The 24856-nt window shown below is 68.4% G+C and carries 22 protein-coding genes and 1 pseudogene; 6 read left to right on the forward strand and 17 right to left on the reverse strand.

Annotated elements, in window-relative coordinates; genetic code table 11:
• Positions 1 to 8 precede the first annotated feature (8 nt).
• The 4 genes from OG225_RS03275 to OG225_RS03290 form a co-directional block, all read right to left on the reverse strand.
• Positions 9 to 2207 carry an elongation factor G-like protein EF-G2 gene (locus tag OG225_RS03275; RefSeq protein ID WP_405180343.1) on the reverse strand — a complete coding sequence of 733 codons (2199 nt, stop codon included), beginning with the start codon at positions 2205 to 2207 and terminating at the stop codon, positions 9 to 11.
• Between the two features lie 124 nt (positions 2208 to 2331).
• Positions 2332 to 2793: a hypothetical protein gene (locus OG225_RS03280; RefSeq protein WP_405180344.1), complete on the reverse strand. Its 462-nt coding sequence runs from the start codon at positions 2791 to 2793 to the stop codon at positions 2332 to 2334.
• A 114-nt stretch (positions 2794 to 2907) separates the two neighbouring features.
• Entirely contained in the window at positions 2908 to 3378 is a 471-nt protein-coding gene (locus OG225_RS03285; RefSeq protein ID WP_216911827.1) for a DUF4254 domain-containing protein, read from the reverse strand.
• Position 3379: 1 nt separating this feature from the next.
• On the reverse strand, positions 3380 to 3658 hold the full coding sequence (locus OG225_RS03290) for a hypothetical protein (protein ID WP_405180345.1): 279 nt from the start codon (positions 3656 to 3658) through the stop codon (positions 3380 to 3382).
• Between the two features lie 200 nt (positions 3659 to 3858).
• Between OG225_RS03290 and OG225_RS03295 the strand changes: the two genes are divergently transcribed.
• The gene (locus OG225_RS03295) at positions 3859 to 4722 is read left to right on the forward strand and encodes a Scr1 family TA system antitoxin-like transcriptional regulator (RefSeq protein ID WP_405180346.1); all 864 of its coding nucleotides are present in this window, start codon (positions 3859 to 3861) and stop codon (positions 4720 to 4722) included.
• 54 nt (positions 4723 to 4776) lie between these two features.
• Here the strand turns inward: OG225_RS03295 and OG225_RS03300 are convergent, their stop codons facing one another.
• The gene (locus OG225_RS03300) at positions 4777 to 5031 is read right to left on the reverse strand and encodes an excalibur calcium-binding domain-containing protein (protein ID WP_109526324.1); all 255 of its coding nucleotides are present in this window, start codon (positions 5029 to 5031) and stop codon (positions 4777 to 4779) included.
• A gap of 364 nt (positions 5032 to 5395) precedes the next feature.
• Between OG225_RS03300 and OG225_RS03305 the strand changes: the two genes are divergently transcribed.
• From OG225_RS03305 to OG225_RS03315, 3 genes and pseudogenes are all read left to right on the forward strand, one after another.
• The gene (locus OG225_RS03305; protein ID WP_405180347.1) at positions 5396 to 7684 is read left to right on the forward strand and encodes an NERD domain-containing protein; all 2289 of its coding nucleotides are present in this window, start codon (positions 5396 to 5398) and stop codon (positions 7682 to 7684) included.
• 109 nt (positions 7685 to 7793) lie between these two features.
• Positions 7794 to 8624: a siderophore-interacting protein gene (locus OG225_RS03310; RefSeq protein WP_405180348.1), complete on the forward strand. Its 831-nt coding sequence runs from the start codon at positions 7794 to 7796 to the stop codon at positions 8622 to 8624.
• A 109-nt stretch (positions 8625 to 8733) separates the two neighbouring features.
• A pseudogene (locus OG225_RS03315) lies at positions 8734 to 9348 on the forward strand (vWA domain-containing protein); the annotation flags it as partial.
• Between the two features lie 79 nt (positions 9349 to 9427).
• Here OG225_RS03315 and OG225_RS03320 read toward each other — a convergent pair.
• The 11 genes from OG225_RS03320 to sucB all read right to left on the reverse strand — a co-directional run bounded on the left by OG225_RS03320 (position 9428) and on the right by sucB (position 21236).
• The gene (locus OG225_RS03320; protein WP_405180349.1) at positions 9428 to 10762 is read right to left on the reverse strand and encodes an AAA domain-containing protein; all 1335 of its coding nucleotides are present in this window, start codon (positions 10760 to 10762) and stop codon (positions 9428 to 9430) included.
• Complete coding sequence (locus OG225_RS03325) at positions 10759 to 12243, reverse strand: hypothetical protein (RefSeq protein WP_405180350.1); 1485 nt, start codon at positions 12241 to 12243, stop codon at positions 10759 to 10761. Before OG225_RS03325 ends, OG225_RS03320 begins: the two co-directional genes overlap by 4 nt.
• Positions 12240 to 13325: a hypothetical protein gene (locus tag OG225_RS03330; RefSeq protein ID WP_405180351.1), complete on the reverse strand. Its 1086-nt coding sequence runs from the start codon at positions 13323 to 13325 to the stop codon at positions 12240 to 12242. Before OG225_RS03330 ends, OG225_RS03325 begins: the two co-directional genes overlap by 4 nt.
• Positions 13325 to 14152, reverse strand: a complete 828-nt coding sequence (locus OG225_RS03335; RefSeq protein ID WP_405180352.1) for a hypothetical protein — start codon at positions 14150 to 14152, stop codon at positions 13325 to 13327. Before OG225_RS03335 ends, OG225_RS03330 begins: the two co-directional genes overlap by 1 nt.
• A gap of 83 nt (positions 14153 to 14235) precedes the next feature.
• Positions 14236 to 15348, reverse strand: a complete 1113-nt coding sequence (locus tag OG225_RS03340) for an ATP-binding protein (RefSeq protein ID WP_405180353.1) — start codon at positions 15346 to 15348, stop codon at positions 14236 to 14238.
• 302 nt (positions 15349 to 15650) lie between these two features.
• Positions 15651 to 16667 carry a lipoyl synthase gene (lipA, locus tag OG225_RS03345; RefSeq protein ID WP_405180354.1) on the reverse strand — a complete coding sequence of 339 codons (1017 nt, stop codon included), beginning with the start codon at positions 16665 to 16667 and terminating at the stop codon, positions 15651 to 15653.
• Positions 16664 to 17434 (reverse strand): lipoyl(octanoyl) transferase LipB, encoded by a 771-nt coding sequence (gene lipB, locus OG225_RS03350; protein WP_405180355.1) that lies wholly within the window; start codon positions 17432 to 17434, stop codon positions 16664 to 16666. Before lipB ends, lipA begins: the two co-directional genes overlap by 4 nt.
• An 87-nt stretch (positions 17435 to 17521) precedes the next feature.
• On the reverse strand, positions 17522 to 17869 hold the full coding sequence (locus tag OG225_RS03355; RefSeq protein ID WP_405180356.1) for a DUF3024 domain-containing protein: 348 nt from the start codon (positions 17867 to 17869) through the stop codon (positions 17522 to 17524).
• Positions 17870 to 17989: 120 nt separating this feature from the next.
• Complete coding sequence (locus OG225_RS03360) at positions 17990 to 18514, reverse strand: GNAT family N-acetyltransferase (protein WP_405180357.1); 525 nt, start codon at positions 18512 to 18514, stop codon at positions 17990 to 17992.
• Positions 18511 to 19419 (reverse strand): TIGR01777 family oxidoreductase, encoded by a 909-nt coding sequence (locus OG225_RS03365; RefSeq protein ID WP_405180358.1) that lies wholly within the window; start codon positions 19417 to 19419, stop codon positions 18511 to 18513. The genes OG225_RS03360 and OG225_RS03365 overlap by 4 nt, the downstream gene beginning before the upstream one ends.
• Before the next feature lie 23 nt (positions 19420 to 19442).
• Positions 19443 to 21236, reverse strand: a complete 1794-nt coding sequence (sucB, locus tag OG225_RS03370) for a 2-oxoglutarate dehydrogenase, E2 component, dihydrolipoamide succinyltransferase (RefSeq protein ID WP_405180359.1) — start codon at positions 21234 to 21236, stop codon at positions 19443 to 19445.
• A gap of 257 nt (positions 21237 to 21493) precedes the next feature.
• Here sucB and OG225_RS03375 point away from each other — a divergent pair, with 257 nt between their 5' ends.
• Positions 21494 to 21856, forward strand: a complete 363-nt coding sequence (locus OG225_RS03375; RefSeq protein ID WP_405180360.1) for an oxidoreductase — start codon at positions 21494 to 21496, stop codon at positions 21854 to 21856.
• 131 nt (positions 21857 to 21987) lie between these two features.
• Here the strand turns inward: OG225_RS03375 and OG225_RS03380 are convergent, their stop codons facing one another.
• Positions 21988 to 23499: a leucyl aminopeptidase gene (locus tag OG225_RS03380; RefSeq protein WP_216910059.1), complete on the reverse strand. Its 1512-nt coding sequence runs from the start codon at positions 23497 to 23499 to the stop codon at positions 21988 to 21990.
• Between the two features lie 185 nt (positions 23500 to 23684).
• Between OG225_RS03380 and gcvT the strand changes: the two genes are divergently transcribed.
• Positions 23685 to 24785 carry a glycine cleavage system aminomethyltransferase GcvT gene (gcvT, locus tag OG225_RS03385; RefSeq protein ID WP_405180361.1) on the forward strand — a complete coding sequence of 367 codons (1101 nt, stop codon included), beginning with the start codon at positions 23685 to 23687 and terminating at the stop codon, positions 24783 to 24785.
• The last annotated feature ends 71 nt before the right edge of the window (positions 24786 to 24856 follow it).

The following is a 24856-nucleotide window of genomic DNA, read 5'->3' on the forward strand; positions in this document are numbered from 1 at the left end:
CCGTCACCTCAGCGGTCGGCCTCGTCGCGGATCGCCTCCGCGACGGCCGCGGGCATCGACTCGTGACGGACGTAGTTCCTGCTGAAGTCGCCGGTTCCGTGCGAGAGCGACCGCAGGTCGATCGCGTAGCGGCTCAGCGCGAGTTCGGGTACCTCCGCGCGCACCCGGGTTCGTCCGTCACCGTGCGGTTCGGTGCCGAGTACCCGCCCGCGCCGCGCGGACAGATCGCTCAGGACCGAGCCGACATAGTCGTCGGACACCACGACCGCGACCTCCGCGACCGGCTCGAGCAGCGCGACTCCGGCGGTGGCGGCGGCCTCGCGCAGCGCGAGCGCCCCCGCGGTCTGGAACGCCGAATCGGAGGAGTCGACCGAATGGGCCTTGCCGTCGAACAGCGTCACCCGGACGTCGACCAGCGGATATCCGGCCGCGACGCCGCGCGCCGCCTGCGCCCGCACACCCTTCTCGACCGAGGGGATGAACTGGCGCGGCACCACGCCGCCGACCACCCGGTCGACGAACTCGATCCCCGACCCGCCCGGCAGCGGTTCCACCTCGATCTCGCAGACCGCGTACTGGCCGTGCCCGCCGGACTGCTTCACATGCCTGCCGCGCGCGGTGGCCTTCCCGGCGAAGGTCTCGCGCAGCGCCACCCGGTGCTCGACCACGTCCACCTGGACGCCGAAACGGCTCCGCAGCCGCTCGAGCGCCACATCCCGGTGCGCTTCGCCCAGACACCACAGCACCAGTTGTTCGGTCAGCGCGTTGTGTTCGACGCGCAGAGTCGGATCCTCGGCGGCCAGCCGGGCGAGGCCGTGTGACAGTTTGTCCTCGTCGGATTTGCCGTGCGCGCGAATCGCGATGGGCAGCAGCGGATCCGGCATCGGCCACGGTTGGATGAGCAGCGGAGCCCCGGTCTCCGACAGCGTGTCGCCGGTTTCCGCGTGCCCCAGTTTGCCGACATAGGCGATATCGCCCGCGATGACCTGCCCCAGCGCGAACTGCCGCTTGCCGAACGGCGCGGTCACCGAGCCGACGCGTTCGTCGACGTCGTGATCGGGATGCCCGCGCTCCTCCAGGCCGTGCCCGCAGACGTGCACGGTGTCGTCGGTGTGCAGGGTTCCCGAGAAGACCCGGACCAGCGATACCCGCCCGACGTAGGGGTCCGACGCGGTGCGGATCACCTCCGCCGCCAGGGCCGCGCCCGGGTCGCACGACAGCGGGCGCGGTTCGCTGCCGTTGGTCGCGGGCGCGGCACGGACCACGTGTTCGGTCGGTGTCGGGAATCCGCCGACGATCAGATCGAGCAGTTCCACCGTGCCGAGCCCCTGTTTCGCGCCTTCGACCGCGGGCGCGCCGAACAGCACCGGGTGGAAACTGCCGTGCGCGACGGCCCGCTCGAGATCGGCGGTCAAGGTGCCGAGTTCGATATCGTCACCGGCGAGATATCGCTCCATCAGCGATTCGTCCTCGCTCTCGGCGATGATTCCCTCGATCAGCCGATTACGCGCGTCCTCGAGCACCGCGCGCTGTTCCTCCGACGGGGCGGTCCGCTCGGCGACGCCCGAGGAATAGTCGACGACGCAATTCGGCAGTAATTCGATCAGCCCGGTCACCGGGCGATGTCCGTCCGGACTCTTCGTCCCGTAGACGGGCATATGCAGCGGCAGCACGTGCTCGGCCCCACCGCCGAGTACCTCGCCGCAGGTCCGCACCATATCGTCGAAATCCCCGCGTGCGGTGTCGAGATGGGTGATGACGATCGCGCGCGGCATACCCACCGCCGCGCATTCCTCCCACAGCGCCTGCGTCGCCCCGCTCACCCCCTCCGGCCCCTCGGCCGCCGAGACGACGAACAGGGCCGCGTCCGCCGCGCGCAGCCCGGCCCGCAACTCGCCGACGAAATCGGCGTAACCGGGGGTGTCGACCAGGTTGATCTTCATGCCGTCCCAGGCCATCGGCACCACCGACAGCTGCACGGATCGGCGCTGACGATGTTCGATGTCGTCGTAATCGGACAGGGAGGTCCCGTCCTCCACCCGCCCGGCGCGATTCACGGCCCCCGCGGTCAACGCCAGCGCGTCGACCAGTGTCGTCTTACCCGCCCCGCAATGACCGACCAGCACCACATTCCGAATGCGTTCGGGCCGGTCGACCGTCACCACTCTGCCGTTGCCCCCGGCAGATCCACTCGTCTTGTCCACCATGTGTCACGCTTCCTCGCCTCGACACCGCGGTACTTCGAGCTTCCCACCATCGGATGCCGAACGTGGACGATTCCGCGGAAGGCGGCGACCGGGGAGGGGGCCCCGCCCCGGTCGCGCCGCCGGATCAGGCCGAGATCACCCCGGCGAACCAGGTCCAGGACCGGCCCTTCGACGAACAGGTGAAACTGCCGTGGAAACCGGCCTCGCATTTCGCGCCCGCGTACTCGACGTAGGGCCCCCACTGTCCGTCGCCGGATTTCACGTCCGCGAGGGCGGGATTGCCGCCCGCGAGGGTGTACGGGGTGCCCGGGTCGGTGGAGGGGTGGGCGGGCAGCCACGGCTGGCTGATGACGATCTTGTTCATCTTCACCGTTGCGGGCAGGAAGCTGTACTGCACCGGGACCGGTCCGCCCAGGTCACAGCCGACGGTCCCGTCGTCGAAGATGGCGCAGTTGGCGCTGCCCGCGTTGAAGAAGACCGGGCCGGGGTCGGCCTGCGCGATACCGGTGGAGAATGTCGCCGCCGTCGCCGCGGCCAGTGCCGCCGTGCCGAGAACCGCGCCGACCATATTCGCCATACGTTTCATTCGAACTCTCCTGACGTCTCGTGTGTCGCGGAAAGGAATCGTTCTGTATGTCGTCTGCTCCGAGGTGTTCGTTCCGGATGGGTGGTAAGCCTATCGGTCGTTCGCGCGGCACGGTCAGAGCGTCAGCCCGGGATCGGTGAGATCGGGGATTCGCCGCAACCCCGCGCCGACCTCGAAGGCGAGGTCACGGTAGCCGAGGGCGAGTTCGGAGAGCCGGTGCCAGGCGTGATGCAGTTCCGGTTCCGGATGACGATCGGTCAGCGCGCCGCGGGCGAGCACGCTGTATCGGGCGAGTCGATCGACCACGGCGCCAACCGATTCGGTGTGCAGGTGCGCCCCGCCGTGCGCGGAGGGTAGTTCGGCCGCGAGCCAGCGATCGATATGGCGGACCAGGCTCGTGCGACGGATCGCGATCTCCCCGCGTGGACCCGCGGCGGTTCGTAATTCGGTATGGGCGAGGGCCAGCTCGCCGGCCGCCCACAGCACCGGATGGGACGCGCCGCGCTTACCGGCGCAGGAATCGAGGAGCAACTCCTTCGAGGGGAACAGGTTCGACGGGGTCCCCGGTTGTCGACTCGCGCTCATCTCAGCGCCGCCTTCGCGTGACACCCGGCGTCTCTGTTCGCCACGGCGGATCGGCGAGGGCGTAATACACTGCCTCCCGCGTGGTCAATCCGATGAGTCGGGCGAATTCTGCTGCTTCGCAGACGAATTCGGCGAATTGCACGGCAGCGACGGCCTGTTCCAGCGACACCGTGCGGCCCGGTAGGTACGACACCACCCACCGGCCGTCCCCGACGGTTCTGGCATTGTGCCCGCTCCGATCGCTGATGACATGTACACGATTGACTACCTGCACCGACATGGTTCCCCGATCTCGCCGAATGCTCGGCGTGCCACCGCTGCTCAGGTCCGCTGCTCAGCCCTCCCGCAGATCAGCCCCCGGGTCCACTGAATCAGAGAGTGAATCTACAGCACTGAAATTCACACGAGGTGACAATCGTGAATATCGGTATTCTCCCGCACGAGCGGGCCCCAGCGGCCGGACCGAGCTGAGGAGTACCGATGGCGCCGACCTCCCCGACCGTCGCGGGTTGGGAACTGGTGCTCCGAATACGTCAGCGCGTCAACGAACTCGGCCTCACGTCCCGCGAGATCCAGAAGACGCTCGGCATCGGACCCACCTACTGGTCGCAGATCACCAATTACAAAGGGGTCCTCGCCGAGAACAAACTCGACCAGCTCGCCGCCCTGCTCGAATTCCCCGCGGGCGAACGGCGCGAACTGGTCGAACTGCGCGGCCTGGCGAAGGAGCGCGGCTGGTGGAACCGGTACTCGGCACTGTTCGACGAGGGCACGCTGCGCTACCTCGGACTTGAGGCGGGCGCGACCCACGTCAAGAGTTACGAGAGTTCGGTCGTCCCCGCGCTTTTGCAGACCGAGGACTACATTCGCGCGCTGATGACCTCGACGGTGGCCGCGCGACCCGCGGAGGCGGAGGAACTGGTCAGGGCCAGGCTGGAACGACAGCGGCGACTGCGCGGTGAGCATCCGGTGCTGCTCACCGTGGTTCTGGGACAGGCGGCGCTGATGCAGCAGGTGGGCGGTGTCGGCGTGCAGCGCGCGCAGTTGCGCGCGTTGGTCTCGGCGATCGAGGATCTGCCGGGCACGGTCGACATTCGGGTGATCCCGTTCGAGGTGGACACGGCCGCGGCGGTCAATGCGGCGACCTTCACCGTCCTCGAGTTCGCGAGTGAGCGGCTGCCGACCATCGGTCGACTGGAATCGGCGACCTGGTCGGAATTGATCGAGGAACCCAGGATCGTCGAGCAGTTGAAGTACCAGTATCTGCGCGCGCGGTCCTCGGCGCTGGAACTGGAGGATTCGGTGGCGTTGATCGAGGAGATCGAGCGGGGGATGGCGGGGTAGTCGCGTCGCGCGCGATCCGTTCGGCTGGCGCCGGAACGGATCGCGCGCCGAGGCTCAGCTCTTCTCGCAGGCGATGCCGTCACCGTCGCGGTCGAGGTCGTATTCGTCGGGGCCGATGACCTGCACCCGTCCGGTGTAGGCGGGCCCGTTGCCGCTGCCGCCCTTGCAGTCGACGTCGCTCGCGTACGGAACGCACGGGGTGTAGGAAGGGTGGCAGCCGGACTCGGGTGCGGCGGTGGCCGCGCCGGTCGCGGTGAGGGCGAAGCCCAGGGCAAGGGTGGAAGCGCCGAGGGCGGCAGTGAATCGCATAGTGCTCCATTCGAGAATTACAGCGGGGGACAGTGTGGCACAGCGGCGCGGGCATCGACCGGGCAACCGGGCCGCTGTCGAGCGAACGATCGACACGCGCCGCAGCTCGCCGCGTGATCCGCGCGGAGCCTCGCGCCGGTGTCGGCACGGGAGCGCGTCGGTGGGCAATCATCGGGATGCCCCCTGAACCTCGATTCCCGGCGTCGGATCCCGTGCGGTGCTGTGTCGACTCTCACACTGCGCCACGCCCGACTTTGTGATGCCAATGCCCTGCTCTTACAGTGCCTTTCGGGTTTCCCGCGCGTTCATGCGCCGGATACTGTCGACTGGTCGATTGTGCGAGCGTGATGGAGGGTGACCGCCGATGCTGGTCATCAACGAACGGGCGGCCCTGCCGCGATCCGAACAGCGAGTTCTCGACTGGATGCGGACCTGGACGGGTCAATACATCATTGTCGGCCTTGCGATCTCGGGATGTCATGTCCCCGAGAGACACCGCGAGGGCGATACCCAGGAAGCCGACCTCGTCGTCATCACGCCACGGGCGGTGGTCGTGATCGAGGTCAAGGGCACGGTTCCCGACGCGACCTCGGGTGTGCTGTCGGTACAGGCCGACGGTCGCTGGCGGCTGTCGGGCTTCGAGGGCGACCCGATCCACGTGCGCGACAACGACACCAGCCCGTTCGACCAGGTGACGAACAATGTGTTCAACCTCAAGACGCTGGTGCGCGGACACCACCCCGATGCCTACGTGGACGGGTTGATCGTCGTCGTTCCGTCCTGGGAATCGACCATCACCCTCGAGGTCGAATCGCGGCAGCACGGCTGCGGTGTCGTCCTCGGATCCACACCGGGCGAGTTGCGGGCGTGGTTGCACCGCACCTCGAATCGCAAACTGCTGTGGACGGCGGAGGCGGTGCACGCGCTGTTGGTCGATATGAACATCGGCGATCAGCTCACGGTCGAAGACCTTCTGGCCGAGGGGTTTCCGTCGGCGACCGGTCGTCGCGTCCAGCGCTCGGCCGCGGTGAGTGGCGAATCGGTCGCGGGCCGGGAGGAATCGGTGACCGAGGTGTCGGGTGCCGCTGTCGCGCAGGCATATCCGGATCACCTGTCCGGACAGTTCGCTCGCCGCACTGCAGCGCAGGACGCCGAGGTCGGTGCCACACCGGTGACCACGGCCCCGGCGGATTCGCCGATGGTCGAATACGCGTCCGCGGTGATCGATGGTGCGCGGATGCCGGAATCACCCGCACACCGGCTCGCGAGCTCCGCGTCGACCGTGGATACCGCGCTCGCGACACCGTCTGCCGTCCAGCAGCGGGATTCCTCGCAGGCGGCGATGTCGGAGCAGTTGGTCGTCGTCACGGACCGGGCCGACGAATCCGGTGTCCGAGTGCCGATCGAGGGGGTACTGAATTACGTCGCCCCATTGGCGTACGCGGTATCGGCCCATACCGACTCGCCGCCACCGGGGTCTCCCGCGCCGTACGAAGCAGACGAATCCGGCGGGGCCGACCATCCGCCCACCGGGACAGAACACGGGCCGAGGGATGACAGTGTGTCCGACCTGGATACCGCACCACCTGTTCGTCCCGGCGCCGCGCCGTATCCGGACGGCCTGGAGGACATTCCCACGGATCTCGAACCGCGGCGTCTGCCGGAATCGGGCGGTCAGCGTCCGCCCCATTCGCTGTCGCCTCGGGCCGACCATCAATTGCCGTGGATAGCGCCGGATCCCGACACGGACTCGTCGCCGGTTCCGCGAGTGCCGTCCACCTACGTGCGTCCGCCCTGGATTCCGCCCGATGACGACGCCTTGGCGTCCCCGCCCGCAATGGACGTCCAGCGAGGTCACCCGGAGCCGGATTCCGACGATGTACGTGCGCTCGTCCTCGACAAGAGCCCGACGCCGCCCGCACCCGTCGAGCCCGCCCGGCCGACCGGAACATCGGGGGAATTCCGCGAGAGCGCACCCGAGGCGGAGGTCGATCCGTCCCCGATCGCTCACCCGGCGTCGGAGTTCACCGACCGATGGACGTCGTGGATCGACGACGACCGCCCCGCGCCCCTGCCGCGCAGGACCGTCCCGGTCCGGCCGGAGCCGAACGAGCCCCTGCCCGTGTACGGGAATGTCGCCCGGTCGAGCGGAGCTCCGCCGTTCGCGTACCGGGATGTCGCCCCGCCGCCCTCGGAGCGCACGGTGGCGGAACCGTCCACCCGCGGGCCGCACGTGGATGCTTCGTTGCCTGTCCGCGCGTCCCGTCCGGTGCTCGCGGATGTGTCCGCACCCGTCGACGAGCCGCGGTTCCTGCGCAGGAATGTGACCGTCGTCGAGCCCGAAAATCGTTCCGCGAACCCACTTCACGCCGCGGTGACCACGATCCGCGACCACGTCCCCACGCGTATGCCGAGCCTGAAACTGGGGGACCGTCTCCCGCAGCAACTCGCCGCGCTCGCCGTCATCGCGTTGAGCGTCGGCGCGATCTGGGTCATCGTCTCCACGGGAGCCGCCGAGGAGGGGGCTTCGGTGACCCCACCGGCCCAGCAGAACCAGAACGCCGAAGTCGTCGGTCCGCCCGGTGCGGAGACGCCGGGCCGGTCACCGATATCGCTGCCCGCGGTGTGCTTTCCGCTCCCGACGAGCTGCTGACCGCATTCGGGCACACGTCCCGGACACACTCGCCGGTTCGGCGTGCTCTTTCAACTGAACGACACCCGGCACCTGCACGAACATACTTAGGGTTTGCTAACCTAAACACATGGCCAAGCGCGTGAAGTACGTCAAGCCGGAGGCGCGGCGGATCCGGTCCGCCGAGACCCTGACGTCGAAGCGAATCAGCACCAATTTCGTGCGGGTGACCGTCGGAGGTCCCGACCTGCACGATTTCACCGCCATGGGCTACGACCAGTGGTTTCGCCTGTTCCTCCGCAGGGAACAGCAGAGCGAACTACGACTGCCGACCGTCGCGAACAACCTCTGGTATGCCCAATACCTGATGATGAGCAAGGACTCCCGTCCCTTGGTACGCAACTACACGGTGCGCGATTTCCGTCCGGCGGGTTCCGGAGAATACGGCGACCATCCCGAGATCGATATCGACTTCGTCTCCCACGGCGACGACAGCCCCGCCTCGGCCTGGGCGAACAATGTGAGCACCGGGACGCCGGTCGGCCTGTTCGACGAGGGCCTCATGTACCAGCCGCCCGAGCACACGAACTGGTCATTGCTCGTGGGTGACGAGAGCGCGCTGCCCGCCCTCGCGGGTGTGCTGCGCTCGGCGCCGCGCGACCTGCGTGGCGCGGCCTACATCGAGATCCCCGCCGCCGACGACGTTCAAGAACTCGGCGCGCCCGAGGGCGTGCAGGTGCACTGGCTGACGCGAAAGAATCCGGACGACGCGGTAGGCGAACTCGCCCTCGAAACCGTCCGCGAATCCGACCTGCCCACCTCCGGCGTCTACGGCTTCGTCGCGGGCGAACAGAGTCTGGCCACCGGCGCGCGCAGGCACCTGGCCAACGACCGCGGAGTCCCCAAGGCCGACATCACCTTCACCGGCTACTGGCGTTTCGGCAAGGCCGCCCCCAGCTGAGGCCCGATCAGGGCCTGTGACCACTCTGCCCCGAACGTGCCAATAAACTCCGGGCCGTCGGCATATGACCCGCTGACGATGCGCGACAGTCTCGGTAATCCGTCCGGCGCGGGCACGCGTCGTGCTGGTGATCGACAAGTCCGGCAGTATGTCGACCCTCTACCGGACCGGCGTGGTCCACAGAGTCGTCCAGCGGATGATCCCGGTCGCGATCCAACTCGACGACGACGGTCGCCTCGAGCCGTATCTCTACGCCAAGAACTTCGCCGCGCTGCCCCCGGTCGCCGTCGATGCCGCCGAACACTGGTGCGACACCTACCTGCACATGTCCGGCAGGCACGGTGGCGTCGACTATGCCCGCATCGGCGGGGTCAACAACGAGATCCCGATCATGCGCGAGATCATGGACACTCTCGATCCCACCGCTGACCCCACCCTTGTGCTCTTCTTCACCGACGGCGGATTCCACGAGAAACGCAAGATCACCGACCCCATGCGCGCTGCGTCCGGGCTCCCGATCTTCTGGCAGTTCATCGGCCTCGGCGCGGCCAACTACGGTCTGCTGCGCACCCTCGACACCATGGACGGTCGCGTGGTCGACAACGCCGGATTCTTCGCGGTCGACGATATCGACCGGATCGGAGACGACGACCTCTACCAGCGATTGCTCGGCGAATTCCCGGACTGGTTGCGCGCCGCTCGCTCCGCGGGGGTTCTTCGGTAATCGCACGCCAGAGGCGCTACTACCGATCGGTGTCCGCGACACGGCGGGAAGTACGGCACGACGATCTGCCCCACCCTGCTCAGCCGATGCCCTCCGCTCGAGGTGACTCGGATATCGTGGCGACCACGCGATGCCGCGAAAGATGCGTCAGCAGTGCCTGATTCGCTTCCCACCCGTCGGGAAACTTCACCTCGACGCCCAAGTGCACCGGCTCGGCCGAGGGATGCGCGTCGAGCAGCTCCGGAATTCCCGCGCGTCCGACGACGATGCAGGCGTGCCGGTGCCGTGAGGTCAGGACACAGAGCCGTCCGGCTTCGAGGTGGAACGCTCCCGCGTCGCGGCGGCCGGACAGCGGGTGCAGGACGAAGGTGACGTCGTATTCGCGGCCTTGCAGGCGATTGGCCGTGTCGACGGTGACGGCGGCGCCGGGGGTATCGCGCAGAGCGGTGCGCAAGGCTTCGGCCTGGTCGCGGTGGGCGGTGCCGATGGCGACACGATCCGCCGTGACTGCCCGGGTGCCCTGTTCGGAGTGCGCGACAGCGCCGCGGGCGAGGAGTCGGTTCGTGAGCGTGGCCAAGGCCGCGACCGCTTCGGCATCGGTGCGCAGGGTGTGGCGGGCGGGCAGTTCGTACCAGGCCCACCCGGACCGGGCGGCCTCGTCGAGGGCGTCGTCCAGCGGTCCGAGCATGCCCGAGGTCGTGAATTCCATTCTCCGCGTGCCGGGTTCGATGCCCGCGCGGAAACCGGTGAACGGGTAGAAGGCGGCCGACACGACGGGAGCGGCCGAGGCGGGCAGCCGCCAGGAGACCGGAAGGCGATGGATGGGGATGCCGGGATTGTTGGCGAGCATGACGCTGACCGCGCTCATGGTCGGGTCCCACGACAAACCCTTCCACCGGTCCACCTCGACGGTGGCGAAGGGGTCGAGCTGGCCGGGATCCCCGACGAACAGTCCGTGCTGGAAGCGATTCGCGATGCGCAGCAACATATCCGAGCGCATCTGATAGGCCTCGTCGATGATGGCCCATTCCCAGGTGCCGTCATCGATGGTGGCCCATTTCGCGGCGGTGCCGATGACGATCGCACGGTCGGCGAGATCGGCGGCACGGGAGAACACCGTGACGTTGGGGTGGGCCGCGACGCGGTCGGAGGTGACGTAGGTGGTGGCCGAGAGGCGGCCGATGAGCAGCGCCGGATCGGCCTGGGCGAGGCGGTCGATGAGGTCGTCGACCTGTTCGTTGGTCTGCGCGACGATCATGCGTTGCGTGCCTTCGGAGGCCAGTTGACGGGCGGCGCGCACGACCAGGGTGGATTTGCCCGCGCCGGGCGGGGAGTCGACCACGATCGCGCGGTGCGTGGGATTCTCCAGGTCGGCGAGGATATCCGCGGTGACCTCGTCGGCGGTTTTCGTCACCACTGCTCCTCGGCGTGGTCGGGGTCGAACTCCGGCGGGGGACCGCCGTGGGTCCACGGGGTCTCCTCCGGTTCGGGCAGGGCCAGTTTGCCGCTGGAATTGTTGAGCGGGAAGCGGGTGAAACCGATCGAGTCGCCCACCTCGGGGATGCTGCCGGGTTTCGCGGTGCGACCGTTGCCCATTCCGCCGGAGAGTTCCAGAGTCAGTGTGCCGCTGTCGAAATCGAGCACCTTCGCCTTCTGGTTCGGCCGTTCGGTGCTGTGCAGGGTCTCACCGGGGGTCGGGATGAAGGGGTCGTCGGATTTGACCTCGAGCATCGGGCGCAGCAGGGCTCGTTTGCCGGAGGTGTCGCATCGGTTCGGATCGCATTCGGTGACGGTGCCGCGAAACGCGGTGCCGGAGAGTCGATGTTCGGCCATCACGCGCGGGTCGTCGTAGGCGCGCTGGGCCTGGAAGGCCTCGGCCGCCGCCTCTCGATCCAGCAACCTGCGCACCGCGGAGACGGCGGCGTCACGGCGAGCCTGGGCGACCCCGTCGTCGATGGTATCGGCGAAATAGGTGAACGAACCTCGGTCACGCTGCCAGCGGGTCGGTACGTTGGCGGCCTCGGGGAGCGCGGACAGCAACTCGATGCCGCGCCACATCAGCTGCCATGTCGGTTCGAGCTGGCCGCGCAATGCCAGTTCGAGGCGTTGGGCCGCCACGGTTTTGGCGGTGCCGTCGATATCCTCGATCGCGTTGTCGTAGGCGTTGACCAGCGGAGCCAGTTCTTCGTTGTCGAATCCGGGGTCGGTCGCGGGTCCGGCGGGCGGGCTCAGCAGGGGATCCTCGGCGAGCGCGGCGGCCTGGGCGCCCGACATCCCGGGCGGCGGGGCGATCCAACCGAGCAGTGAGGCGAGATTGGCGTCCTCGAGCGCGGATTGCCCGGTGGCCCAGTGCATCGCCAGCACCGAGGTCATCGGCAGCAGGACCGCGGAGCCGGGACGTTCGGCCCGTTCGGCGAACCAGGTCAGCCACCGGCCGAGCAGCGGCACCTCGGCGGGGATCGGATTCGGTCCGTCGACCCTGTGGTACCGCACCGAACGTCCCAGCAGCCGAAGGAAATCCACGCCACCGGTATTGGGCACCCAGAGTTGGGCGGCGTCGAGACAGCGGCGGCCGATCACCTCGCCGGATTTGTCGGTGATGTTCTCCGCCGCGTCCAGGTACGCGGCCACATGCGGCAGTATCTGCCCGGCCAGGGCTTCGATGAAACGGAGCCGCAGCACCCGGTCGCGGGGCTGCGGCACGATCAGCACGGTCGGCTCGTCGCGGTCGGTGCCGAACATCACCGCCAACGGTGCCGCGGCCTCACCGGCCAGTCGCAGGGGGATGAGCACGAACGGACGTTGCGAGAGGTGATAGTGCCGGACCGTGGCCAGCGGCTCGGCGCGACCGGTGTGCGCGGCCCGCACCCGGGCCAGCGCGGTCAGCACACTCATCCGGCGATCTCCAGTTGCAGGCGGTGGGCGGCGCGCAGCACCCCCGCGATATCCGCGTGTTCGGGGCCGGGGGTGAAGGAGCCGTCGGCGAGGCCGAGCGCGGTCTCGACACTGTCGATACCGCCCAGGTCGTCGCAGACACCGCGGCCCAGTGCGTCGACCGAACCCGACGAGCGCGCTTCGGACCGGCACGCGAACGCCATGTCGCAGTGGGACATGCAGTCCGGGGCATACCGTGCCGGGATCGCGGCGATGGTGTCGGCCAGATCGGGACCCGGTGCGAAACTCGCTCCGGGCGGCAGTAATTCGAGTAGCTGTTCGATCGAGGTCAGCCGTGACAGCTGCCGCGAGACCACCGCCAGCTGTTTGCGCAGATCCACGAGCGCGGCGGTCGGGCGGTTCGTGAAATCCCGCGCGCACACCAGAATCGCCCGGTGCGACACCAGCTCCGGGTCCTCGCCCAGATCCTCGAACAGCTGGCGCAGCGCGAGCACATAGACCGCCGACTGTTTCGCCGCGACCGCGACCTGGGTCGGATCGGCCTGCTCGTCGATGACCGGGAAGGATTTGATCTCGATGACATGGAACAGGCCGTCCAGCTGCACCGCCACCACGTCGGGCTCCAGATACGCCGGAGCGCCTGCGACATCGAGACGCAACAGCGGGTGATCGAACAGGGTGGCGTCGTTGTCGCGGATCGCCCGGCCCAGCAGTTGGCGCGTGCGCTGGTGCCGCACGGCGTTGCCCGCGTTGTCGCCCACCGTGTTCAGATCGACGTAGCCGACCTCGGGAATCGACAGCCCCAACTTCTCGCGCAGCAACGCGAGCAATTCCGCGCATCCGTTGGCCTTCACCATCGCCTCGAAGGTGTTGCCACGGGTGATGGCGAACTGCGACTGACCGAACTGCGGCGGATGCCCCAGCTCACGCGCGATCTCGGCCTTGTCCACCGCCGCCGCGTCCAATAGGGCACGGCGCACACAGCCCGGGTTGGTGGTCAGCGCCGCGATCGTGCGGGCATTGTGCCGACACGTCGGGGCATCATCGCGCAACCGGTCCAATCGGGCCGAAAGATCGTTCATCACAACTCGTTTCCGCGCCGTCCGGCCGCACGCAGCCGAACACCGAACAGTTGCCCAGCCGCGTCGTCGAGCTGACGCGTAACCCGTTGCGCCGCCTGCTCGCGATGACCGGTGTCGTCGTCGACGTGCACCGCGAGTTCGCGCCGCGCCGCCTCCGACACCGCCGCCGGATCCAGCGAATCCGGCGACCCCGCCACTCCCGGCACCGACACCGCGAGCCGCCACAGCACCCGCTGCGCCGCGGGACCTGTCGCACCCTGGTCGATCATGTGCTCGGACAACCTGATCACCGCGGTCAGCAAATCCACGCGCGGACTGAGCGGCCCGATCATACGGCGAGGCAGTGACCAAGTGCTCACGGCCAGCAAACCACGGGCCGGTGCGATGAGATCGGTGGTGAGTGCGGCGCAGATGTAGAAGGGGCGCGCGAAGGGCGCGGCGCGGAAGGAACGTTCCTCGTCGCGGCGCAGGCTGGTCAGGCGCGCTGCCACGAGTTGGCCGGAGAAGAAGCCTTCGTGGACCGCCATCACCACCTTCGGCGACGCGGGGGCCGACAGGAGCGTCAGGGCGCGATGCACATGATCACGGACCGCGACCACGGGAGCGCCGTCACCACCGCACGTCCCCGACGTGTCCTCCACCTCCGCCTCCTCGGTACGCACCACGGGTGTCTCACCGAGCACCGCTGTCTCCCACAGGTTCTCCACCCGCCGTAACTCCGCCCGCAACTGTCGCGCCGTGGCACGATCGCCCGCCGAGGCCGCCCGCCGAACATCCGCACGTAGTCCGGCGATCCGGTCCTCCAGCTCGACCGCTGAATCCGTCATGCGGGCAACGTACGCAGAGGTTCCAGTGAAGTCCAGCATTTACCAGTGTTCTGCGTGTCGTGAGTGGTGCCGCATTCGGCTTCTCATCGTCGCCAGGCGCGGACGAGATCTTCCGGTCCCCAATGCGTAGCGAGCGGCACGTTGTCGGCCACTCCCGATCTGCTGACCGCGACCAGCGGAGTATCGATCGCGGTGCCGGGTATCGCGAGCAGACCGCGGATGAGAGCGTCGTAGTCGTGTCGGTCGAAAGCGCGGTCTTCGAGCCATTTGATCGAGCCCGCGAAATGTATTGTCCTGGCGACGGGGCCGCGATCCGCGCCGATCAGGTCGATTTCCGGATTGTTCTGCCGGTTCCACCAGCCTCCGACAGCCTCGGTGTCGGGCCATCGTTCGTCGGGGAGAAGGCGCAGCAGAGATTCTCGGACGACGGGCTCGATGGCGCGCCCGCGCCATGCTGTCCATGAGCGTTCGATCCGCGCCATCGCGACGTCACCGCGACCGCGTTCGATCAGTGGAATACCACGCCGGAGGAATGCCAGCCAGAATCGGAGATAGGAATCCGAGATTCGGTAGCGCTTGTTCTTCGTGTCCGGCTTCGTGGACAGCGGAAGGTCGGCGTCAACGATTCGTTTGGCTTGCAAGGTGTTCAGCAGTGGATTCAGGGTTCCGGCCGCGAGTGCGTTCGCACCGCCCGCTTCGGCCGCTATGGTGCTGAACGTGCGTTCACCGCTGCCGATAGCCTCGAGGATCGCTCGTGATCGCGCGCCCTCGGGGAATTCGCCGAGTAGCGATAGTTCGCCCGCCACCAGCAGCGGAGCCAGGGGATTGGATGTGGCGTCGCGGAGGAAGTCGATGCGGCTCATTCCAGGGCGCCACGACTTCACGATTTCCGGGAATCCGCCGGTGATCAGCAGCGCGTCGATACTGTCGGCGGCGTCCAGTTCAGTCAGCGACTGTACGTCGGCGAGATGTAGTGGCTCGACGGTCATCTTCGTCGCGCGTCCGAAGAACGGCCGCTCCCGGGTGCCCAGCGACTCCATCACGGAGATATCGCTGCCGACCAGCAGGAGCAGGACCGGTTTATCCGACAGGTGCCGATCCCACACCGTCTGCAAAGCGCCCTCGAAGGCGGAATCCTGTTCTATGAGCCAGGGGATTTCATCGAGGACGACGATGCTCGGTGCGTTGTCGGGCAACGCGATCGCGATGTTAGCTAAGACGCAATCTTACTAAGATTCTATCTTAGTTTATTTGAGGAGATTGTGGTCGATGACAGGTCGTCGCGCTCTCCGAGCTTTCGTCGGCCTGCGCTTCCGGCGAGCAGGCCATCTCGACACACCGGGCGGCGGCCGGAGGGTAGCCGTGCGTACGACTGACCACAACAGGGCTGGACCCGTGTACGTGCCCGCTGACGTTCTCCGCGATTTCCTCGGAGAAACTCACGGGCGCACGAGTGTCATGAGGCGGCCTGACCCGGCACGGTCTCCGGGTGAGTTGTTCAGCTGCCGAAGCGGGCCAGTACCGAGCCGGCTTCCTGCGAAGCGCTGCCTTCCTGGGCGAGATGGGCCATGGCCGAAGGGATTTCGCGACCGTGGTGGGCCATCGCCTGTGCGTACAAGCGACCCGCACGGTACGAGGAGCGAACCAGCGGCCCGGCCATCACCCCGGCGTAACCGATCTCCTCGGCCATCTTCGAATGCTCCACGAACTCTTCCGGCTTCACCCATCGGTCCACCGGATGATGGCGGGGCGAGGGCCGCAGGTACTGGGTGATGGTGAGGATGTCGCAGCCAGCTTCGTGCAGATCGCGCATCGCCTGGGTGACCTCTTCCGGCGTCTCGCCCATGCCGAGGATGAGGTTGGATTTGGTGACGAGTCCGGCCTCTCGTGCGGCGGTGAGCACCGCGAGCGACCGTTCGTAGCGGAACGCGGGCCGGATGCGCTTGAAGATGCGCGGCACCGTTTCGAGGTTGTGGGCCAAGACCTCCGGGCGCGAGGAGAACACCTCGGCGAGTTGGTCGGGGTCGGCGTTGAAGTCGGGGATGAGCAGTTCCACGCCGGTGTTCGGGTTCAAACCCTTGATGGCGCGGACGGTTTCGGCGTAGAGCCAGGCGCCGCCGTCGTCGAGGTCGTCGCGGGCGACGCCGGTGATGGTGGAGTAGCGCAGGCCCATGGCCTGGACGCTCTCGGCGACGCGGCGGGGTTCGTCGCGGTCGAGGGCGGCGGGTCTGCCGGTGTCGATCTGGCAGAAGTCGCAGCGGCGGGTGCACTGTTCGCCGCCGATGAGGAAGGTGGCCTCGCGGTCTTCCCAGCATTCGAAGATATTGGGGCAGCCCGCTTCCTCGCACACGGTGTGCAGGCCCTCGCGCTTGACCAGGCCCTTGAGTTCGGTGTACTCGGGGCCCATGGTGGCGCGGGTGCGGATCCACTTGGGCTTGCGCTCGATCGGGGTCTCCGCGTTGCGCGCTTCGATCCGCAGGAGTTTGCGGCCAGCGGGGGCGTCGGCTGAGGTCACAGGGTCGACCTTACGCTTTCGGTGTCGGTCGCCGACGGGGACGTTGGGCTCGGCGCGGCAGGGTCGACGCGCGCGATGTCGTGGGCGGTCACCGGCAGTTCGCCGTTCAACGCGCGCGCGATGGCGTCGGCGACCAGCGGCTTGACCTCCGCGACGGTGACCTCGCGACCGAGTTCGCGGGTCAGGGTGGTGACGCCCGCGTCGCGAATGCCGCAGGGGACGATCGCCTGGAAGCCGTCCATCGCGGAATTGCAGTTCAGGGAGATGCCGTGCAGCGCGACGCCGCGTTGCACGCGCACGCCGATCGCGGCGATCTTGCGTTCGGCCAGCAGGTCGGTGGCGGGCAGCCACACGCCGGAGCGGCCGTCGATGCGGCCGCAGGTGATGCCGAAGCCGGTGACGACCGAGATCAGCGCTTCTTCCAGGCGGCGCACGTAGGCGACGACGTCGACCGGTGCGGCCAGGCGCACGATCGGGTAGCCGACGAGCTGGCCGGGGCCGTGCCAGGTGATCTTGCCGCCGCGGTCGACCTCGACGACCGGACTGCCGTCGATCGGCAGGTCCTCGGTCTCGGTGCGGCGGCCCGCGGTGTAGACCGACGGGTGCTCCAGGAGCAGGAGGTGGTCCGCTCCGATGCCGTCGGCGCGTTCGGCGGCGTATTCGCGCTGTAGATCCCAGGCCGAGTGGTAGTCGATGAGTCCGAGGTCCTCGATCACGATCGGGGTGGTATCGAATCGAGCGGACCGCACGGTGCGCGTGTCGTTCACCCCGTTGACGTTACGCCCAGGCGGATCGACGGCGGAATGGACGTGGTGTGGGTAATGCCACAGGGTTGCCGGTGTGCTCGGCGGCGATCAACCCCAGAAGATCGGGTCGGATCGTTGGTCGAGATATTCGAGCAGGTCGTGGATGTGGGGGCTGGGTTCCAGGTAGCGGTAGCGGTGGAATTTCAGGTTCCGGTCGCGCCAGTACAACGTCCACAGGCCGGTGGTCTTGGTGAAGTGCAGCCGTGCGATCGGGAACCGTGTCCATTCCGGGCCGAAATCCTCGCGCCAGGGCGGCCTGCATTCGCAGATCGTCAGATGACGTGCGGCGATATCGCATTCGACGCGGATCTCGTCGCGCACGTGTTCGGGGACCTGGTTCGCGGCCCAGCGTTGCGCGCGGGCCACATCCAGTTCGGGTAGTCCTCGGGTAGCCATGAGGATCATGATCGCAACCTGTCCGCGAGGGTGCCAGTCGCGGCCCGACACCCCGCGCGGGCGGGAACGCGCCGCGTCGCGCGCGGACACCCCGATGGGGAGCCGTCCCGGAGGCGGGATCTAGCGAGGGTCCACGGGCAGGGTCAATTGCATCAGGGTGAGATCCATCCAGCGATCGAATTTGTATCCGACCTCGGGCAACCGGCCGACGATGACGAAACCGAAGCGTTCGTGCAGGACGACCGACGCCTCGTTACTCGATTCGACGGCCGCGATCATCGCGTGCACGCGCCCGGAGGACGACGCGCGGGAGATCAATTCGGCGAGCAGCGCTGTGGCGAGGCCGCGCCGGTGGAACCGCTCGTCGATGTACACCGAATTCTCCACGGAGAAGCGGTATCCGACCTTGGGGCGCCACTGGCCGTAGCCGGCGTAACCGGCGACTTCGCCGTCGACCTCGGCGACCAGAACCGGCATCCCCGCCGCGCGGCGATCCCCGAACCAGTTCTCGCGTTCCTCGATCCCGACCTGGTCGATATCCCAGATCGCGGTGGAGGTGGCGATATTCGCGTTGTGGATGGCGAGGATGGCGGGCAGATCCGCGTGCCTGGCATCCCTGATCAGGTGGGGATCGGAGTCGGTCACCGGTCGTCTCCGCCGCGGCCGATCACCGACGCGAGCGCCGCGCCTATGGTCGGGTGACGGAAGGTGTATCCGGCTTCCTCCAGCGCCGTCGGGATGGCGCGCGGGCCGCTGAGCACGGCCTCGTCGGCGAATTCGCCGATGACGGCGCGCAGCGCGAAGGCGGGTACCACGAGCGGGGTCGGGCGGTGCAGGGCCTTGCCGAGGGCACGGTTGAATTCGGCGTTGGTGACCGGGGCCGGGCCGACCGAATTGACGGGGCCGCTGACGGACTCGTTGGTGAGGGCGAAGACGATGGCGCCGATCTCGTCGTCGAGGGAGATCCACGGCGCGTACTGGCGTCCGCTGCCCAGTCGGCCGCCCAGGCCCAGGGAGTACAGCGGGCGCAGGGCGTCGAGCATCCCGCCGTTCCTGGACAGCACGACGGCGCTGCGCAACAGCACCGTGCGCACGCCCGCGGCGACGGCAGGTTTGGTCGCGGCTTCCCAGTCGCGGCACAGCGTGGCGAGGAAACTCGTTCCGGCGGGGGAGGTCTCGTCGACGACGCGGTCGCCGGTGTCGCCGCCGTAATAGTGCACGCCGCTGGCGTTGACCAGAACGGGCACGCCCGCGTCGGCGACCTTGTCGGCGAGGACGTCGGTCGGGGTGATGCGGCTGTCGCGCAATTCCTGTTTGTAGTGGCCGTTCCAGCGACGGCGGCCGATGCTCGCGCCGCAGAGGTTGACGACGGCGTCGGCGTCGCGCAGGGCCCGCCCGTCCAGTTCGGCACGGGCGGGATCCCACACGAATTCGTCGGGTGCGGCGGCGCGGCGACGCACCAGACGAGCCACCTCGTGCCCGTCGCGGCGCAGTGCCGCGACGAGCGCCGTCCCGATCAGCCCGGATGAACCGGCGATCACGACTTTCATGGGTGACAGGCGACCTTCCCGAACTACAGGCCGAGGTCCGCTTCGAACGCCGCTTCCTCGAGTCGATGCCGGATGGTGGTCAGGAAGCGACCGGCATCCGCACCGTCGATGAGGCGGTGATCGTAAGTGAGCGGCAGGTAGCACATCGACCGGACGCCGATGGATTCGTTGCCGGTCTCGTCGGTCACGACCACCGGGCGCTTGACGATCGCGCCGGTCCCGAGCATGCCCACCTGCGGCGGGAGCAGGATCGGGGTGTCGAACAGCGCGCCCTGGCTGCCGATATTGGTGACGGTGAAGGTGCCGCCGGCCAACTCGTCCGGCTTGAGTCCGCCGTTGCGGGCCCGGTCGGCGATATCGGCGATGGCACGCGCCAAGCCGGCCAGCGACAGGTCACTGGCGTTGTGGATCACCGGGGAGAGCAGACCCTGCTCGGTGTCCACGGCGATGCCGAGGTGCACCGACGCGTGGTAGGTGATCTCCTTGCTCGCCTCGTCGTAGCTGGCGTTGACGTTCGGGTGCACCCCGAGCGCCTCGACCACGGCCTTGGCGAAGAACGGCAGGAACGTCAGGTTGACGCCCTCGCGGCTCTTGAAACCGGCCTTGGCCTGGCTGCGCAGCGACGCGATCTTGGTGACGTCGGCCTCGTGCACCTGGGTGAGCTGCGCGGTGGTCTGCAGCGATTCCCTGGTCTTGGTGGCCGTGATCTGCCGGATGCGGCTGGCCTTCTGCACGGTGCCGCGCAGATGCGCCAGCTTGGGCGACGGCGCGGCAGCGGCGGCGGGAGCCTTCGCCGCGGGTGCGGCGGGTGCGGCGGGTGCGGCGGCCGGAGCCGGGGCGGGCTCCGGGGCCTTCTTGGCCTCGGCGGCGGCGATGACATCCTGCTTGCGGATGCGTCCGCCGACTCCGGAACCGCTGAGCGAACCCAGGTCGACGCCGTTCTCCTCGGCCAGTTTCCTGACCAGCGGGGTGACGTACGGGGTCGCGCCGTTACCGGAGGAATCCGCGGTGGCGGTGGCCACGGGGGCCTTGGCCGGAGCGGGCGCCGGGGCCGGAGCGGGCGCCGGGGCCGGAGCCTTGGCGGGTGCCGTTGCGGGGGCGGGGGCCGGTTTCGGTGCGGGCGCGGCGGCAGCGGGCGCGGGCTCCGGTGCCGGAGCGGGGGTGGGCTCGGGCTCGGGCGCCGCGGCGGCGGGGGATCCGCTGCCGATCACGCCGAGCTGTCCGCCGACCTCGACGACATCGTCTTCCTGTGCGCTGATCTCCAGCAGGGTGCCCGCGACGGGAGACGGGATCTCGGTATCCACCTTGTCGGTCGACACTTCGAGCAGCGGCTCGTCGACGGCGACTTCGTCACCGACGGCCTTGAGCCACCGCGTGACCGTGCCCTCGGTGACCGACTCGCCGAGTTCGGGCATCTTGACGGGGGTTCCCGATCCGGCGGCCGGTGCGGCCGAGGCCGCGGCGGGTGCGGGGGCCGACTGCGCGGCGGGCGCCGGGGTGGGTTCCGGCTCGGGTTCGGGTTCCGGCTCGGGCGCTGCGGCCTCGGGCTCGGGGGAAGACTCGGCCGCGGGTGCTTCGCCGGCGTCGCTGATCACGCCGAGTTCACCGCCGACCTCGACAACGTCGTCTTCGGCGGCGACGATCTTCGACAGCACGCCCGCCACCGGCGACGGGATTTCGGTGTCGACCTTATCGGTGGAGACTTCGAGCAGCGGCTCGTCGACCTCGACCGTGTCTCCTTCCTGCTTCAGCCACCTGGTCACCGTTCCCTCGGTGACGCTCTCACCAAGAGCCGGCATCTGGACGGAGAAGGCCATGTCCGTTGACTCCTCTGACTGCTCGACGGGTTCTACAACAGTTGATCTCCGGCGGACCTCGCGCCGCGGGTCGCGGCGAAAGTCCGCAAGCCACCGACCATTCGGCGGCACCGGAGATCCGTGTGGTTCTTGTACCGCGATCCATCCTTGCACTCGATCGCGTGGCATGTAGCACAGGGCGTCCATCTGCCGCCCAGCTGGCAAGATGGAAAGACCGGTGGTGAGGTTTCCGCCGTGCCGTGAGGAGGTCGGCGTCGATGGGTTTGCTGGATCGTTTCCGTGGCGCTGTGACCGGGGGTAGAGGTACGGGGGATCGGGGGAGTACGGGTAACGCGGATACTCGCTACCTGGCCGACTGGGTGCGCGCCCGCGAAGGGGTGGAGGGGTTCCTCGAACCCAAGACGACAGTGACCGATGTCACTGTCGTACTCGTCGCCTCCGACGGGGAATGGACCCGCCGGATCGTCGGCGAACGCGGGGCGCGGCGCTTGGCCTCGGATCTGCGGATCCCCGTCTACGACGTCGGCAAGACCGGCTACCCGCAGCGGATGCGTGACCACGACGCGCGCAAGCGGATCGAGCGGCAGCGCGCCTTCGACGACGAACTGCGCGATCTCTGAGCCCGCGTGCTCGATCGGTGTCCGATCCGACTCGACCGAGCGCGCGGCAATCCTTCGTCGTCCGGAGGCGCGTGGTCGCCGTCGCTGGAAATCCGACGTGTGCCCGGGCCGCGTGTGCCCGGGCGACCCGGCTATTCCGCCGCGATGTCCTCGATGACGGCGATCAGGGTGCGCACCGGAACCCCGGTACCGCCCTTGCCGACATAGCCGAAGGGCCCACCGGTGTTGTAGGCCGGACCCGCGACGTCGAGGTGGGCCCACTGCACGCCCTCGGGGACGAACTCCTTGAGGAACAGCGCGGCCGAGAGCATGCCGCCCCACCGGTGCGGCGCGACATTGGCCAGATCGGCGACCTTGGAATTCAGGTCGGCCCGCAGTTCGGTGGGAAGCGGCATGGCCCACCCGTTCTCGCCGACCTCGCGGGAGATGCGGGCGACCCGGTCGCGGAAATCGTCGGTGCCCATGACGCCCGGGGTGCGGGTGCCGAGCGCGACCAGTTGGGCGCCGGTGAGGGTGGCGACGTCGATGATGTACTCGGGGGAGTCCTCGCCCGCCCGCACGATGGCGTCGGCCAGGATCAGGCGGCCCTCGGCGTCGGTGTTGATCACTTCGACGGTGGTGCCGCCGTACTGGGTGAGCACGTCACCCGGACGCTGCGCGGTGGAGGACGGCATGTTCTCGGCCATCGGGACGACGGCGGTCACCGTGATCGGCAGGCCGAGCCGCGCCGCGAGCAGGGTGGCCGCGATGACCGCCGCCGCTCCCGCCATATCCGAGGTCATGTTCTCCATGTTCTGCGCGGGCTTGATCGAGATACCGCCGGTGTCGAAGGTGACGCCCTTGCCGACCAGCGCGACCTTCTTGTCACCGCCCGCGTAGGTGAGCCGGACCAGCCGCGGCGGTCGCGACGAACCCTTGCCGACGCCGAGCACACCGCCGTAACCGCCCGCTTCCAGAGCGTTCTCGTCGAGGACCTCGACCTCCAGCCCCGCGGCCTCGGCGAGCGTCGCCGCGCGCGTGGCGAATTCGGCGGGGAACAGATGGCTCGGCGGAGTATTGACGAAATCGCGCGCTGTGGCGACGGCTTCGGCGACGAGTTGCGCGCGCAGGAGTTCGGTGGTCCCGAATTCCGGTTCGGGGACGAGCAATTCGACCCGTACCACGGGACGCTCGTCCGGCTTCGGCGCGGATTTGCCGGATTTGAACGGGGTGAAGGTGTACGCGCCCAGGTAGAACCCTTCGGCGGCGGCCCCGAGATCGAGTCCGGACAGGGTGGTCACGACCAGTTCGGTGCCGCTGAGCGAGCGGGCCGCCACACCCGCCGAGCGACGGATCTGTTCCGCGTCGACCTTATCGGGAGAGCCGAGCCCGACCGCGAGCACACTGGTCACGCCTTCCAGCCCGGCGGGAGCGGGGACCCGGGTGAGTTCTTCGGGTTTACCTTTGGCGCCGACCGCGCCGAGCTGATCCAGCAGCTCCGCGCGTATGTCGGCGCCGAGCACGTCACTGAACAAGTCGTCGGGCGCGATGGCCGGGCCGTTCTCCGAAGAGGTCAACCCGATGACGAGGACGTCGGTGTCCGGGCCGATTGTTTCGGTACGCGCCAGTTCCGGTCCGAGCGAGCGATCTGCAACAGCTGTCATTGGCACAGGTTATTCGGTTCGCTTCCGGTATCGCAGCGCGACGCCACCGAGTAGCGGGCCGAACGCCTGTCGAAACGAACGTCACCGACACGCCACGGTTTCCCTGTCGGCCGCCGCGAGCGCCGCCGCACGGGTTCGATCGCGTGGCACCCCGATGGCGGTTCTGCGGCGGTTAAGCTCGCCGGGTGACCGAGACGAACCTGCTGCAAGGCCCGATCCGCGGAGTGCACGCCGAGTTGGGTGCGACTTTCGCGCCCTTCGGCGGGTGGGAGATGCCGGTGTCGTACGCGGGGACGGTCACCGAACACCAGGCGGTGCGCGCCGCGGTCGGTCTGTTCGACGTGAGTCATCTCGGCAAGGCGACCGTGCGCGGGCCGGGCGCGGCGGAATTCGTGAACTCCGCGCTGACCAACGATCTCGGCCGAATCCGGCCGGGTAAGGCCCAGTACACGCTGTGCTGCACCGAAGAGGGCGGCGTGGTCGACGATCTGATCGCCTACTACGTCGGCGAGGACGAGATCTTCCTCGTGCCCAACGCGGCGAATACCGCGACCGTGGTCGCCGAATTGCGCAAGGCCGCGCCGCAGGGTGTCACGGTGACCGACGAACACCGCGATTTCGCCGTGTTCGCCGTGCAGGGCCCGAAATCGGCCGACGTGCTGACCGCGCTCGGACTGCCCACCGATCTCGAGTACATGGCCTACGCCGACGCCGAGTGGGACGGTCGCGCGGTCCGCGTGTGCCGCACCGGATACACCGGCGAGCACGGCTACGAACTGCTGCCGCGCTGGGACGATGCCGAGCCGCTGTTCCGCGCGCTGGTCGACGCGGTGCGCGCCGCGGGCGGTCAGCCCGCCGGACTCGGCGCGCGCGACACCCTGCGCACCGAGATGGGTTATCCGCTGCACGGCCACGAACTGTCGACCGACATCACGCCGGTACAGGCGCGCTGCGGATGGGCGGTCGGTTGGAAGAAACCCGAATTCTGGGGCAAGGCGGCGCTGGAGGCCGAGAAGGCGGCCGGTCCGCGCCGAACCCTGGTGGGACTCAAAGCCATCGATCGCGGGGTATTGCGCCAGGGGCAGGAAGTGCTGCTGGACGGGGAACCGGTGGGCGAAACCACTTCGGGAACCTTCTCGCCCACCCTGAAGGTGGGTATCGCGCTGGCCCTCGTCGACACCGTGCGCGATCTGCTGCCCGATATCGAGGTCGAGGTGGACGTACGCGGGCGACGGCTGCGCTGCTCGGTCGTCAAACCGCCGTTCGTCGAGACCCGCACCGCCTGAGGTCCTCCACCGATACCGCTCGGCGGTCGTTCCCGGCGACCGCCGTCGCCTCTGCCGAGTCGTGACCAAGG

The sequence above is a fragment of the Nocardia sp. NBC_01377 genome (assembly GCF_045040005.1).
In the GTDB taxonomy this organism is placed as follows: Bacteria; Actinomycetota; Actinomycetes; order Mycobacteriales; family Mycobacteriaceae; genus Nocardia; species Nocardia noduli.

Bases quoted from the DNA above. Each gene is read 5' to 3' on its own strand.
- OG225_RS03355 (WP_405180356.1), bottom strand. From the start codon at position 17,869: ATGGCTACCCGAGGACTACCCGAACTGGATGTGGCCCGCGCGCAACGC.
- OG225_RS03280 (WP_405180344.1), bottom strand. From the start codon at position 2,793: ATGAAACGTATGGCGAATATGGTCGGCGCGGTTCTCGGCACGGCGGCA.
- OG225_RS03285 (WP_216911827.1), bottom strand. From the start codon at position 3,378: ATGAGCGCGAGTCGACAACCGGGGACCCCGTCGAACCTGTTCCCCTCG.
- OG225_RS03310 (WP_405180348.1), top strand. From the start codon at position 7,794: ATGGCCAAGCGCGTGAAGTACGTCAAGCCGGAGGCGCGGCGGATCCGG.
- OG225_RS03305 (WP_405180347.1), top strand. From the start codon at position 5,396: ATGCTGGTCATCAACGAACGGGCGGCCCTGCCGCGATCCGAACAGCGA.
- OG225_RS03275 (WP_405180343.1), bottom strand. From the start codon at position 2,207: ATGGTGGACAAGACGAGTGGATCTGCCGGGGGCAACGGCAGAGTGGTG.
- OG225_RS03325 (WP_405180350.1), bottom strand. From the start codon at position 12,243: ATGAGTGTGCTGACCGCGCTGGCCCGGGTGCGGGCCGCGCACACCGGT.
- sucB (WP_405180359.1), bottom strand. From the start codon at position 21,236: ATGGCCTTCTCCGTCCAGATGCCGGCTCTTGGTGAGAGCGTCACCGAG.
- OG225_RS03375 (WP_405180360.1), top strand. From the start codon at position 21,494: ATGGGTTTGCTGGATCGTTTCCGTGGCGCTGTGACCGGGGGTAGAGGT.
- OG225_RS03330 (WP_405180351.1), bottom strand. From the start codon at position 13,325: ATGAACGATCTTTCGGCCCGATTGGACCGGTTGCGCGATGATGCCCCG.
- OG225_RS03290 (WP_405180345.1), bottom strand. From the start codon at position 3,658: ATGTCGGTGCAGGTAGTCAATCGTGTACATGTCATCAGCGATCGGAGC.
- OG225_RS03335 (WP_405180352.1), bottom strand. From the start codon at position 14,152: ATGACGGATTCAGCGGTCGAGCTGGAGGACCGGATCGCCGGACTACGT.
- OG225_RS03295 (WP_405180346.1), top strand. From the start codon at position 3,859: ATGGCGCCGACCTCCCCGACCGTCGCGGGTTGGGAACTGGTGCTCCGA.
- OG225_RS03365 (WP_405180358.1), bottom strand. From the start codon at position 19,419: ATGAAAGTCGTGATCGCCGGTTCATCCGGGCTGATCGGGACGGCGCTC.
- OG225_RS03300 (WP_109526324.1), bottom strand. From the start codon at position 5,031: ATGCGATTCACTGCCGCCCTCGGCGCTTCCACCCTTGCCCTGGGCTTC.
- OG225_RS03380 (WP_216910059.1), bottom strand. From the start codon at position 23,499: ATGACAGCTGTTGCAGATCGCTCGCTCGGACCGGAACTGGCGCGTACC.